This is a genomic window from Paenarthrobacter sp. CM16, from assembly GCF_013179505.1.
Classification (GTDB): domain Bacteria; phylum Actinomycetota; class Actinomycetes; order Actinomycetales; family Micrococcaceae; genus Arthrobacter.
In genome coordinates this window covers 1-13,161 of sequence record NZ_JABMCX010000131.1, presented here as the reverse complement: position 1 = coordinate 13,161, position 13,161 = coordinate 1, and the positions used below count along the sequence as shown (strand labels likewise).

The window sequence follows — 13,161 nt, the reverse complement described above, 5'->3', positions numbered from 1 at the left end:
GGTCCGGGGGCGCCCAGGGCGATGGTGACGGTGCCTGCGGTCACTGCCTGGGAGGCGGAGGTGGAGGAGGTGAACGCGCCGTAGGTTCCCATGCCGGCGACGGCCGCTGCGGTGCCGACCAGTGCAACGGAGGCGAGGATTTTGCCGGAGGTGGTCTTGAGGCTGATGGCCATGGGAATCAGTGTCCTTTCGGTGGGCCACCGCGGTTCCGGCCGGCCTGTTCTTCGATGTCTGCCTCTCTGGCTGACAAGAACTACTGTGCCGGGGCTGGATCAAGAACAAATCCTGCAAACCCGCAACACTTCCTCAGGAAAAACTCAAGACTCCCGCACGCCCCCAGAGCCATACAACCGCTCTACTCAATAGGGCCCGCCGAGGTTGTTGTCAGATTGACGATAAATCTGTTACGTTGTTCTTGTCAGATTGATAATAAAGAACGGAAGACGACGATGATGGCCCTGCTCGATTGGATGAACTCCGCAGCAATCCCCAACCTCTTCGGCAGCCCTGTGAGTTGGATCGAAGTGATCGGCTTCGTCACAGGTGCTGCCTGCGTCTACGGCGTAGCCCGGCAGAAGCTGTGGAACTGGCCTGTTGGCATCCTGAACAATCTCGCGTTCATCGTGTTGTTTCTCGGGGCCGGACTTTACGGTGAAACAGTCCTCCAAGTGATCTTCGCGGTCGTTTCCGCCTACGGCTGGTACAACTGGTTGCGCGGCAACGCCGACACCCGGAACAAGAACGACTTGCCGATCCGTGATGCCGCCGTCAAGGAGATCCTCGTCGGAGCCGGCATCGCTGTGGCCGGCACGGTGGCTGTGGCCTTGGTTCTTACTCACGGAACCGATTCCGAGGTTCCCTGGCCGGACGCCTTCGTGCTGACCGCATCACTCGTAGCAACTTATGGGCAGGCCAAGAAGATTTTCCAGCACTGGTACGTATGGATTCTCATCGATGTGGTCTCCATTCCGCTCTACTTCAGCCGCGGCCTGACACTGACAGCCATCCTCTACTTTGGATTCCTGGCCCTGTGCATCTACGGTCTCATCGACTGGAAACGCGCCCGCAGGACTGAAACGCCGGTTATCCCCGATTCCATCAAGACAGGAGCGTGAGATGTACAAGCAGGCCATGGTCATCGGCAAGTTCTATCCGCCGCACGCAGGCCACACCCACCTCATCACCACTGCCGCAGCGCAAGCCGAAAGAGTCGCTGTCCTGGTCTTGGGAAACCGCTTCGAGTCCATCAGCGTCGAAGCCCGGACCACATGGCTCGCCGAACAGTTTGAGGATGTCAAGGGTGTGGAGATCATCGGGATGCGTAATGACTGCCCTGATGACTACTCCTCGGACGAAATCTGGAAGGCCCAGGCCGAGTTGATGCGTCTGGCCCTGAAATCCCACGGCATATCCTCCATTGATGCTGTGTTCAGCTCCGAAGCATACGGCGCGCGACTGGCCGGGATCTTTGCTGCAGAGCACGTCCTGGTGGACCTCGCCCGGAGCACTTATCCGATCAGCGGCACCCTCTGCCGTGAAGACCTCGGGGCAGCCTGGCCCTGGATCATCCCTCCCGCCCGTCAGGAGATGGCAACGCGCATCATTGTGGTTGGTGCCGAGTCCACGGGGACAACCACGCTGGCCAAGGCACTGACCGAGCATTACCGGACGCAATTTCCCCTCATTATGGACGTTCCCGAATTTGGCCGTGAATACACCTACTTGAAGTTCGAGGAGCTGCGCGCCCGTACGCCTGGCGCCGGGCTCCAGGACATGGAGTGGACAGCCCGGGATTTCGGCGTGGTTGGTGCACGGCAGACCGAGTTGGAGAACGCGGCAGCCGACGCCTGTCCCTTGGTGATCGCAGATACAGATGCACTGGCCACCACACTCTGGGAGCGGTTCTACCTCGGGGAAGGCAGCTTTGGCTCCTACCACGCTGCTGACGTTCTGCCGCGGCGGGACGTGTATCTGGTGACCGATCATGAGGGCGTGGAGTTCGAAGACGATGGATGGCGGGAAGGCGAACACCGACGCGCAGAGATGACTGAGTGGTTCAAAGAGACCCTGACTGAAGAGGGGCATTCCTGGATTTTGCTCACGGGCGGTCACCACCGGCGCATGAAGACCGCCGTCGGAATCATTGACCTGATCCTTACCCAGCGGAGCAGCCTTGATTCCCCGCCTTGGGCCACCAGAACCGTCCTGGAAGGAGCAGTTGCATGACCTTCGACGCGACATCCGCCAAGAAGTTTCTGGAAAGCTACAACCCGCGCGATTATCCCTCCATAGCACTGACAGTGGACCTGGTGGTTTTTGCGGTCACCGACGGCGTGCTCAATGTGGCTTTGGTACGCCGGGGAGGACACCCCTTCAAGGATGCGCTTGCCCTGCCTGGAGGCTTTGTTGGCCCTGAGGAATCAGCCATCCAAGCAGCTGGGCGTGAGCTGGCCGAAGAGACAACTCTGGATCTCGGCAGGCTCCCGGTTCACCTCGAGCAGCTGGCCACTTACACCAGCCCGGACCGGGATCCCCGAATGCGGGTGGTCTCCGTGGCCCACTTGGCGCTGTTGGCTTCCGACGGGACCTCACTGCCGAAGATCGCCGCCGGATCTGATGCTGCGTCTGCCGGGTGGTACCCCGTCCATGACGTTCTGCGCGGCAAGGAGATGGCTTTCGACCACGCAACAATACTGGGCGACGGGTTGGCGCGGCTTGCCGGAAAAATGGAATACACCACCGTTGCCGCACGCCTTCTGCCGGAAGAGTTCACGTTGACGCAGCTCCGCACCGTTTACGACGCCGTGTGGGAGACCACCATGGCTGCGGGCAACTTCACCCGAAAGATGACGCCCCGGCTCCACGACACCGGACGGAAGAGCCGCGGCGGTGCCGGTGGCGCCCCGGCCGCACTTTTCACCGCAACTGACCTTCACATCCATCCGCCGCTCACCAAACCGCAAGCGCCGGGCTCCCCAGTTACCCCGGAGTGATGAACCACGCTTATGTCTTGCTTGCTGCCTACTTTGCGTTTGCCTTTCCGCGCCTGACCCTGCGGACAACGAGCCACACTATGAAGGCGGCAACTCCTGCATACACGGCGTAGTTGAGGAACCGCGAGTACTGGTCCACCAAGTGGTACTGCTTGCCGAGCAATGCGCCTAGTCCGATCAGCAGCGCATTCCACACACCCGTGCCGGCGATGGTGAAGATGCTGAACGTCATCAGGTTCATGCGCTCGGCGCCTGCCGGGAGGGAGATGAGGCTGCGCACCCCGGGCAACAGCCTGCCGAAGAAGATCGCGGACTTGCCGTGGCGCTCGAACCAATCGGCTGCCTTCTCGAAGTCTTCCCGGTCAACCAAGGGAAGCTTCGACAGCAAGTTAATGGACCGCTTCAGTCCAACTTTGTAGCCCAGCCAATACAGCAGCAGCGCCCCCGCATAAGCGCCAAGGGTGCTGGTAAGAAACACCAGAATCAGGTTGATGCTGCCTTGCTGGGTGAGGAAACCTGCCAGGGGGAGGATGACTTCGCTGGGAATCGGGGGAAACACTGTCTCGAGAAGCGTCAGCAAGCCCACGCCCCATTCGCCGAGGGCCTCGATGATCCGCGCGGCGACGCCTACGATCCCGGTCAGCTCGTCGGTGGAACCACCTGTTTCCAAAGGGCCGATCAAAGCAATGTCCTTTCCAAGGGCTGACGGGTTCACAAGGGAAGCCCAGTGATGGGGGACCACTGGGCTTCCACCCTCAACGCTATTCCTCCGGGGGCCCGGGGGCAATGCGCACGAGGTACGACTTCGGTCATCCCGGGTACAGCTGCGCCGCTATGCAGGTGAGCGCACCGCCACGGACGCCCGTTCAACCGGCGGGCAGGCGATTTTCACGGCTTTATCAAGGGGAGCCGCCTCCAGGCCCAGGAGCATACGCACACCCGCAGCGCCGAGTTCGTAATGCGGCAGCGACACTGTGGACAGCGGGGGTCGCAGGTGGGCTGCGATGACTTCCTGGTTATCGAAACCCACCACGGCAATGTCCTCTGGAATGGAGAGGCCGTTTTCCCGCAAGCCATCATAGAGTCCCATGGCCATGCGGTCGTTGTAGCAATAAACGGCACTGACCTTGAGCTTGAGCAGGTCGCCTGTAGCGCCGTAGCCGCCTTCCTGGTCCGGGTAGGCCTCCAGAACCAACGCCGGGTCAAAGGCAATGCCGGCGGCTTTCAGTGCGTCCTTGTATCCCTGGAGCCGGCCGTCCCTGGCAGGTGCGGGAGTGGTGGCATTGATGAAAGCGATGCGACGGTGCCCGCCGCGGAGCAGGATCTCCGTGGCAGATTGTCCACCCTGTGCTTCGTCCGGGACCACGGCACGCGCTGCTCCGGCTTCTGGAGAAAAACAGTTGACCAGGACGAAGTCCGATTCCCGAAGGGTCTCAGGGATGTCGGTGGTGCGGTGGAACCACGTGGAGTACAGGATGCCGCGGACCTTATATTCCAGCATCATGGCAATCGCGTCCTTTTCAAGGTCGTGATTGCCCTCGGTGTTGGCAATCAGCAGCGCGTAGCCATGTTTCCAGGCCTCGTCTTGAGCACCGTGGATGATTTGTCCGGCGAACGGCGTGGTGGCCACGCCGTCGGCAACCAGTCCGATGAATTTTGAGGTGCCGCTTACCAACGTTTTGGCCATGGCGTTGGGACGGTAACCCAACCGGGCGATCGCCTCGGTAACGCGTTGACGGGTTTCGTCGGCGATCCGGGCATTCTTCTTTTTGTTGATGACCAAGGAGACGGTGGCAGTGGACACTCCGGCAAGTTCAGCCACTTCGCGGAGGGTCACCGGATGGGCACGGTTTTTTCTGACAGGAACGGCGGGGCTGGCCGCGTTGCCTGACTCTCTCTCCTGCGAAATCATCTGTCCTCCATCAGGAGTATATCCGTCTGCCGTGGCCGTCATCCTTTGTTTGCTCCGCTCTCAAGGCCTTGGATCATGGCCTTGTTGAGGACCAGGAACACCAGCAGCAACGGTGTGATGGTCACGCAGACGGCGGCGAAGGTTGCCGTCCAGTCAACCTTGCCCATGGCGCCGATGTAGTTCTGCAGACCCAGAGGGATGGTCTTGAGGTCCTCGGAAAGTACAAAGGTGTTGGCGAAGATGAAGTCGTTCCAGATGAAGATGCTGTTGACCAACACCACGGTGACCACCGTATTGAGGGACAACGGAAGCGTGATCAGCCCGAAGATCCGGTAAGGACCCGCCCCGTCCAAGGACGCTGCCTCATAGGTTTCACGCGGAATGTACTCGAAGAATGATGAGAAAAGGTAGATGGACATAGGCAATGCAAATCCTGCCAGTGGGATGATCATCGACTGGTAAGTGTCCAGCAGGTTCACTGCGGAGTAGTCGATGAACAGCGGAACCAGCGCGATCTGGACCGGAACAATGATCCCGATCAGGAACAGGCCCCGGACGAACCTGCTGAAGCGGAAACCAAGGACCTGGATGGCATAGGCGGCCATCATGCCGAACAAGACAATGAGGACATTTGCGCCCATGGTGACGATGAAACTGTTCAGGATATTCCGTCCGAGGTCACCGGTTTCGAAGGCCCGGGCGTAGTTTTCCCAGGTCAACGAGCTGGGAAGCGCGAAAGGATCTCCGGTGGCAAAGTCCTGTTCGGTCCGCAGGCTGGTAACGAACAGCCAGGCAAGCGGATAGACCTGGACGATCACGATGAGCATGATCAGGACCCTCGAGAGTGTCCGGTAAAGGCTTGGCCTCCGTCGTCGCTTCTGAGGTACGGGAGCAGGACGTGCACGGGCGGGCTGGGACGGAGCTGTCTGGGTGATCATTAATCTGCCTTCCGCTTGAGCATGAACAAGATGAGGCCGACGGCGATGAGGCACTCGATCACGATGAAGACGGAGATGGTGCTTGCGTAGCCGAAATCCGTGCTGGTGAAGGCTGTCTTGTACATGTAGGTGGTGAGGAGCTCGGACGACTGCCCGGGGCCGCCGTTGGTCATGAGGTACGGGATGTCGAAGCCTCGCAGGCCGTACGTGGTGGCCATGATGGTGGTGGTAATCCAGACGGGTCGAATGTAGGGGAAGCGGATCTTGGTGAAGAGCGTCCACTTCGATGCGCCGTCCAGGACCGCGGCTTCTTCGAGTTCCTTAGGCACGGCGATCAAAGCCGCGTAAATGATGAGCATGTAGAGCCCGGTGAACCGCCATCCTTCAGGGGCGGAGACTGCGGCCAGGACAGTGTTGACGTCGGACAACCAGGCCCGCTCCAAGGAACCCAGTCCTACCCAGTGCAGGAGCTGATTCAGCAGGCCGACTGGATCAATGGAGTAGATGCGGACAAAGAGGAAGGCAATGGCCACCGTTGAGATCACGGCGGGCAGCAAATACAGGGTCTTGATCAGTTCACGTCCCCTGCTCAGGGACGTGAGCAGGCTGGCGACAACCAGTGCGCCACCCAGTTGCAGGACCAGGCAAATGGCCAGGTAGATCAAGGCGTTGAAGAAGGAACGCCAGAAGATGTCGTCAGCGGTGAGCATCCTGACGTAGTTCGCCAGCCCGACGAACTCCATGTCGCTGATGCCGTTCCAGGAGAAGAAGCTCAAGACCAGGGACTGAAGTATGGGGAAGAGGACTGCTGCGCAATAGAGCAGCAGGGGTGGGAGCAGGAAAACCAGGACTGAGGTCCTTGACCTGTTGGGAAGCATGGTGGGCCTTTCGGGCGGGGGCCTTGCCGGCCCCCGCCGTTTCGGTTTACTTGAAGAACTTGGGCGCGTTCTGCTTGATGGCGTCGTCCATGGTCTTGGTGAATTGTTCAGGCGTGATGTTGCCCTGGACCAGGAGGACCAGCTCTTGCTGCAGGCGGCCGTTGGTGGTGGGGTCCAGCTGGGTGTCCCACGGCATGGCCTGCTTTTCCCCGAGGGTGTTGGCCGTTTCGAGGGCCTTCTTGTACAGCGGCGTGGCGTTCGCGGGGACGGTGGTTTCCACGGTGGTGGTGGGGGAGAGCGCCCCGGTGGCAGCGTATTCAGCCGGGTACTTCTGCAACGCGAACTTCAGGAAGTCGCTGACCAGGGGATCATACGTTTTCGAGTTCACTGCCATGCCGATGCCGGAGGGGGAAACGAACTCGTTGGCCGCCGTCACGGAACCCGACGTTGTGGGAAGGGTGAAGAAGTCGATGTCGTCCCGGACGTCAGGGTTGAGTTTGTCGGTGGCGAGGCTGGGAAGTTCCCACGTGCCGATGTTGTACATCGCGGCTTGGCCGGAGGTGAACTGGTTCTGCGCGTCCGAGTAGCCCTGGGCGGAGAAGCCTTCCTGGAAGCACTTGGCCTTCCCTAGCTCGGCCATCCATTGAACGGTCTTCTGGCCGGCGGGATCGCTGAAGGCAGCTTCACCCTTCTTCAGTTTCTGGACGAAGTCCGGCCCTGCAGCCCGGAACGGCTGGTACGCGACGTAGCGTTCCAGCGGCCACTGGTCCTGCCCGTCGATGGCGATCGGCGTGATTCCTGCGTTGCGAAGGGCCGTGCACATCGCCGGGATGTCGTCCAAGGACTGCGGGACGGCCACGCCCGCTTTTTGGAGCAGGGCCTTGTTATACCAGATGAATTCCAGCTCGAACTGGAACGGGATCATGTAGAGGGATCCGTCATCGAAGCGCTGATAGTCCAGGGCTCCGGGCCGGTAGTCGTCGTAGAGGTCCAGCGACTTCAGCAGCTTGTCGGCCTCCACCATCTTGCCCTGCTTGGCCAGCTGCTGGGCGAACGGAGTGGCATCGGTGTCAAACAACTCGGGGAGCTTGTTGGCCGCAGCCAGGGTTTCGAGCTTCTGGATGTAGGAGGGCCGGTCCGGGGTGGTGATGAGGTTCAGTGCAAACCCCGGGTGTTCCTTGGCGTAGTCGTCGGCGAGCTTCTTCATGATGTTGATGACGGCGCCGTCGGCCGGTCTGGACAGGAGCCACGAGATTTCGCGGGGCTTGATCTCCCCGGTGGGGCTGACGTTGGAGGGGTCTGTAGCAGCTCCTCCGCCGCCACAGGCTGTCAAGGCCAGAGCGGCGGCGGCTGCGATGGCGGCAGCACGGAGTAGTTTCTTCATTGCGGCAATCTCCCTTGATTGGAACAGAGGTTGGGTGGGTGCGGGATATTCAGTTGTCGGTGCGCTGTCGTATCTCAAGTTCGGTAACGGTGACGGTTCCCTCGCCGGTAAAGACGCCGATCCTGCCGGTAGTGAGGTCGTACATCCTGGCGCTGAGCGCCACTTGACGGTCGACGACGGCGACGCAAGTGTCGCCGTCGACGATCACTTCAAGGGTGTGCGCGCCCGGGGTGAGGTCGCAGGGCCGCTCAAGTTCGACGTCGAACGGGACATCGCCTGAGACCTGCCATTGGCCATCGCCGGTGACGGCGCGCGGCCAGCGGTCGAAGACGAGCCGGCCGCGCTTGGGTTCCAGGCGGAGCACGTAGGAATGGTCGCCGTCGTGGGTTGAGCGGAGCAGCAAGCCGCACTCGGTGGTGTTCGGAGCGATGTCCAGCACCACCTTGGCGTAAAACTGTTCCGGCAGCTCCTCCTCGGACACCAGCGCCGTGTACCCGTCAGGCACATCGAGCCGGGTGGGCACCGCACTTGTCAGGGAGACCGGGACGTCATCCCAGAAGCTCTCCACCAGTTCATCCGCGAAGCAGAATCCCAGGGTTCCGTCCGGGTTTTGGCGGGCTTCCAGCACGGACATGGTGCCGGCCCACTGCCACGGCCCATGATCGGTGTTGTTTTCCTTGGTGGCGATCCAGCCAAAGAAGAACCGGCGGCCATCGCGCTCGGCGGACTTTGAGGCGTAAAAGGCGCGGCCGTCCACGCTGTCCAGGTGCGGCACAGTCCACGGGCCGTCGGGACTCTTGGCCATGCGGTAGCGCGTGGTGAACGATTCCGAGAACTCGGAGTACACCATGTACCACCAGTCACCCCAGACGAAGACATCCGGGCATTCATGGGTGATGTACCGGCGTGGGTCCCAGAACGGATCGGTGTACTGCCAGGTCATCAGGTCAGTGGACACGCACTGGGCTATCACGCCGCGGCGGCGTTCCGGGCCGGTGGAGTGGCGGGCTGCCAGCAGCATCCTCCACTGCTTCTTGCTGTCATCCCGGAACACGAAGGGATCGCGCCAGTCACCGGACTCGTAGCCGTCCGGAGCGCCGAAAGTCAGTTCAGGATGCTTTTGCCAGGTCCGCATGCCATCGGTGCTGGTGGCGTGCATGACCAACTGGAGCGGAGCGCCGTCGGCCCCGAGGTTCCGGGGGTTCTGACCGGTGTAGAAGAGGTGGTGGACGCCGGACCCGTCCGCCACCACGCTGCCGGTGTAGGCGTTGAAGTCCATGTCGGTTTCGCTGCCATGGTGCAGTGAGACGCCATGGTTCTCAAACTGTGTGAGGTCCTTGGTGGTGACGAGGTTCCAGGACGTTCCGGGCTTTGGGTCTGAGCGGTCTTCGTGAAGATAGAAGAGCCAGAACTCCCCGTCCTTCTCGTAGGGGATAAGGTCCCCAACCCATCCGTCGGCGGGTTGGAAGAAGACTGGGCGTTTCATCTGCGTTGATGTCCGTTCTGCTAAAGCGTTTGACCATTCGTAAGTTAGCCCGGAAAACTTCTGCGATCAAGCGTTTTAGCAATTTTTATTTTCGAGCAAATTTGTGGTGCTAAAACGCTTGACCGGAGAATCGTCCACCACTAGTGTCCTGCGTAGCCGATGACTTACCGGACCGCTCGATGCTGAGCCGTCCGGACCCGGCAATGAGTACCGATCCAGCTCTCCATCCGACGTGCAGTCCCAGGCTGCCCGGGACCTTTCCCGACGGCCCTGCACACTCATCACCATGACGTTTGGCGCGCCGTCGCGCCCGCCAAACACTGAGAGGAAACGAATCAATGACGTATGACATCTCTCGCCGCACTGCGCTTCAAGGTGCAGGAGTTGGTGCCCTGGCACTGTTCATGAGCAGCGCCATCCCCGTGGCTGCCCACGCCCGGACATCCCTCCGCGCGATTTATCACATGACTCCGCCCTCTGGCTGGCTGTGCGATCCGCAGCGTCCCGTTCACACCAATGGCGCCTACCAGCTCTACTACCTCCACTCCGGCCAGAACAACGGACCCGGCGGATGGGACCACGCGACTACCAGCGACGCAGTGTCCTACACCCACCATGGAGCGGTGATGCCACTGCAACCGGACTTCCCCGTGTGGTCGGGATCGGCAGTAGTGGACACTGCAAACACCGCCGGCTTCGGTGCCGGTGCAGTGATCGCGCTCGCCACCCAACCCACGGACGGCATCCGGAAGTTCCAGGAACAGTACCTTTACTGGTCCACGGATGGCGGCTATACCTTCACCGCATTGCCTGACGCGGTCATTGTGAACACTGATGGACGGACGGCCACCACCCCCGCCGAGGTGGAGAACGCAGAATGGTTCCGTGACCCCAAGGTTCACTGGGATGCGACGCGCAACGAGTGGGTTTGTGTCATCGGCAGGGCACGCTACGCTGCCTTCTACACCTCGCCCAACCTGCGCGATTGGCAATGGAAATCCAATTTCGACTACCCCAACCACGCCCTCGGCGGCATCGAATGCCCGGATCTGTTCGAGATGACCGCAGGAGACGGAACCCGGCATTGGGTGTTCGGCGCAAGCATGGACGCCTATAGCATCGGTTTGCCCATGACCTTTGCTTACTGGACAGGTTCATGGAACGGCACAGCGTTCATCGCGGACAACCTCACACCGCAGTGGCTTGACTGGGGATGGGACTGGTACGCCGCCGTGACCTGGCCGGCCGTGGAAGCACCTGAGACAAAGCGCCTTGCCACCGCGTGGATGAACAACTGGAAATACGCAGCCCGCAACGTGCCCACGGATGCATCCGATGGTTACAACGGACAGAATTCCATCACACGCGAGCTCAGGCTCGAGCGCCAGTCGGGCGGCTGGTACACCTTGCTCAGCACCCCTGTTCCTGCCCTTGCGAACTATGCCACGTCCAGCACCACCCTTCCGGACCGCACCGTCAACGGCAGCTTTGTGCTGCCATGGAGCGGGCGGGCGTATGAGCTGGAGCTCGACATTTCATGGGACACGGCAGCGAACGTTGGAGTGTCAGTGGGCCGCTCGTCCGATGGCAGCCGCCACACGAACATCGGCAAATACGGCGACGAGCTGTACGTCGATCGCGCACCGTCGGACCAAAGCGGCTACGCGCTGGCACCTTACACCCGCGCCGCCGCACCCATCGACGCCAACGCCGGATCCGTCCATCTGCGCATTTTCGTAGACACCCAAAGTGTTGAGGTGTTTGTAAATTCCGGGCACTCGGTAGTGTCCCAGCAGGTGCACTTTGCTGCCGGGGACACGGGCATCTCCCTCTATGCCGACGGCGGTCCGGCCAACTTCACCGGAATCACCATCCGCGAGTTCGGGAATCCCATCTAAGGCTGCACTTAAAGCTGGAAAGAACGACGGCGGCGCAACAGGGGCGGAAGCGTCCGCCGTCGTTCTTTGAGCACGGTTGACGTTCACACCTTGACAAGCCGCGCGCGCCCAACAGACTGAAGGCATGTACAGGAATTGCCGGGTCTCGGCCCAGTTCTCGATGTCGTTGGACGGCTTCATTGCCAGCGATGATGACAATGTGGGCCCCTTGTTTGACTGGTACGAGGCAGGGGAGGTAGAAACCTGGATGCCGGGCCACCCCGTACCGTTCCATCTCAGCGAGGCCGATGCAGCCTACTGGAACTCGCTTCCACGCGAGGGAGCGTTTATCTCGGGCCGGAGGCTGTTCGACATCACCAAAGGCTGGGGAGGGCACCCTCCCAACGAATCACCCACCGTGGTCCTTACGCACAGCGAACCGCCGGGGGATTGGCCGCCGGCCAGAAGGGACGGGTTGCCCGTGCCCTTCGAGTTTGCAGGGGACCTGGAAACGGCCTTGGAACGTGCTGCCGGACTCGCAGCTGGAGGGGAGATCGGGGTTGCCGGTGCCGACGTCTTTCAACAGTGCTTGAGGCGCGGAGTGGTGGATGAGGTCCGCCTGGACCTGGTTCCGGTGCTGCTCGGAAACGGTATCCGGCTGTTCGGAGAACGTGGCGGCGAGCTCTTGCTTGAGGACCCCGTAGTTGTTCCGGGCGCCCGGGTGACCCACCTGAAGTACCAGGTTCGCCACTAGGCAGCGGGCAATAGGAGGTTATCCACAGCGGTCAGGAAGCGCACGACGGCGGGTCCCCGCCTCAGATAGGCTGGTCATCACGGCTGATGCAAGTGGCCGCAGGAATCTCTATGCGGAGCCACCCTACGAATGTCTGATGACCTTGCCCTGAGCGCCCTCGCGGCGTCTTCTTTTTCCCTCCCTGCATTGCGCGATGGCCAACTCGCAGGCATGAGCGCCCTTGTCGAGGGCCGTGACGTCCTGGCCGTCATGCCCACCGGATACGGCAAATCCGCCACCTATCAGGTGGCGGCCCTGCACCTTTTCCATCAAACGGGACGCCCCGCCGTCGTAGTTTCACCTCTCATTGCCTTGCAGGAAGACCAGCTTGACGGGCTCACCGAGGACCTGGGCGCCCATGCGGCTGTTGCGATCAACTCTTCCCGCAGCGATTCGGAGGTGGAAGCGGCTTGGGAGGCGGCCGAATCCGGCAAGGCCGTGTTCCTTTTCCTCGCCCCGGAGCAACTGGCCAAGCAGGCCACCGTAGACCGGATCGCCGGCCTCGATATCACTATGTTCGTGGTGGATGAGGCGCACTGTGTCTCCTCCTGGGGCCATGACTTCCGCCCCGACTACCTCGGCTTGGGCACAGTCCGTGAGCAGCTGGGCAATCCTCCGGTGGTTGCGTTGACGGCCACCGCCTCCCCGCCGGTGCGCGATGAGATTGTGGAACGGCTCGGCATGAAAGAGCCGCTGGTGCTGATCCGCGGCTTCGACCGGCCGAACATCAGCCTCGATGTGGTCCGGCACCAGGAAGACAAAGCCAAGCGAAAAGCCGTGCTGGAACACGTAGCCTCACTGGCCAAGGCCCAGGGTGTGGGGCTGCTGTATGTTGCCACCCGCAAGGACAGCGAAAAGTACGCGGCCAAACTGGCCGATGCCGGGCTCCGTGCGGAGGCG

13 protein-coding genes are annotated in these 13,161 nt (G+C 61.2%); 6 read left to right on the top strand and 7 right to left on the bottom strand.

Annotated elements, in window-relative coordinates:
* Nucleotides 1–92 (bottom strand): SipW-dependent-type signal peptide-containing protein (locus tag HP499_RS25150; RefSeq protein WP_253951561.1); only part of this gene is annotated, 92 nt, incomplete at its 3' end.
* Between the two features lie 357 nt (nt 93–449).
* Between HP499_RS25150 and pnuC the strand changes: the two genes are divergently transcribed.
* The 3 genes from pnuC to HP499_RS12905 are packed head-to-tail and all read left to right on the top strand — an operon-like array spanning nt 450 to nt 2,993.
* A complete protein-coding gene (gene pnuC, locus HP499_RS12915; protein WP_172324455.1) occupies nt 450–1,115 on the top strand; it encodes a nicotinamide riboside transporter PnuC in 666 nt (221 codons plus the stop codon).
* A gap of 1 nt (nt 1,116) precedes the next feature.
* Nucleotides 1,117–2,226: an AAA family ATPase gene (locus tag HP499_RS12910; protein WP_172324454.1), complete on the top strand. Its 1,110-nt coding sequence runs from the start codon at nt 1,117–1,119 to the stop codon at nt 2,224–2,226.
* Complete coding sequence (locus HP499_RS12905) at nt 2,223–2,993, top strand: NUDIX hydrolase (protein WP_172324453.1); 771 nt, start codon at nt 2,223–2,225, stop codon at nt 2,991–2,993. The genes HP499_RS12910 and HP499_RS12905 overlap by 4 nt, the downstream gene beginning before the upstream one ends.
* A 28-nt stretch (nt 2,994–3,021) precedes the next feature.
* On the opposite strand, the gene HP499_RS12900 is transcribed toward HP499_RS12905, so the two are convergent.
* The 6 genes from HP499_RS12900 to HP499_RS12875 form a co-directional block, all read right to left on the bottom strand.
* Nucleotides 3,022–3,708, bottom strand: coding sequence for a DedA family protein (locus HP499_RS12900; RefSeq protein WP_375154254.1), 687 nt, complete (start codon nt 3,706–3,708; stop codon nt 3,022–3,024).
* A 117-nt stretch (nt 3,709–3,825) separates the two neighbouring features.
* On the bottom strand, nt 3,826–4,905 hold the full coding sequence (locus tag HP499_RS12895; RefSeq protein WP_172324452.1) for a LacI family DNA-binding transcriptional regulator: 1,080 nt from the start codon (nt 4,903–4,905) through the stop codon (nt 3,826–3,828).
* 38 nt (nt 4,906–4,943) lie between these two features.
* Nucleotides 4,944–5,843 (bottom strand): carbohydrate ABC transporter permease, encoded by a 900-nt coding sequence (locus HP499_RS12890; protein WP_172324451.1) that lies wholly within the window; start codon nt 5,841–5,843, stop codon nt 4,944–4,946.
* A complete protein-coding gene (locus tag HP499_RS12885; protein WP_172324450.1) occupies nt 5,843–6,721 on the bottom strand; it encodes a carbohydrate ABC transporter permease in 879 nt (292 codons plus the stop codon). The genes HP499_RS12890 and HP499_RS12885 overlap by 1 nt, the downstream gene beginning before the upstream one ends.
* A 46-nt stretch (nt 6,722–6,767) precedes the next feature.
* Nucleotides 6,768–8,105, bottom strand: coding sequence for an ABC transporter substrate-binding protein (locus HP499_RS12880; protein WP_172324449.1), 1,338 nt, complete (start codon nt 8,103–8,105; stop codon nt 6,768–6,770).
* A 49-nt stretch (nt 8,106–8,154) separates the two neighbouring features.
* A complete protein-coding gene (locus HP499_RS12875; protein WP_172324448.1) occupies nt 8,155–9,591 on the bottom strand; it encodes a family 43 glycosylhydrolase in 1,437 nt (478 codons plus the stop codon).
* Nucleotides 9,592–9,929: 338 nt separating this feature from the next.
* Between HP499_RS12875 and HP499_RS12870 the strand changes: the two genes are divergently transcribed.
* The 3 genes from HP499_RS12870 to HP499_RS12860 form a co-directional block, all read left to right on the top strand.
* A complete protein-coding gene (locus tag HP499_RS12870) occupies nt 9,930–11,489 on the top strand; it encodes a glycoside hydrolase family 32 protein (protein WP_172324447.1) in 1,560 nt (519 codons plus the stop codon).
* 124 nt (nt 11,490–11,613) lie between these two features.
* A complete protein-coding gene (locus HP499_RS12865) occupies nt 11,614–12,222 on the top strand; it encodes a dihydrofolate reductase family protein (protein WP_172324446.1) in 609 nt (202 codons plus the stop codon).
* 129 nt (nt 12,223–12,351) lie between these two features.
* The coding region (locus HP499_RS12860; RefSeq protein WP_172324445.1) for a DEAD/DEAH box helicase at nt 12,352–13,161 on the top strand (810 nt) is incomplete at its 3' end.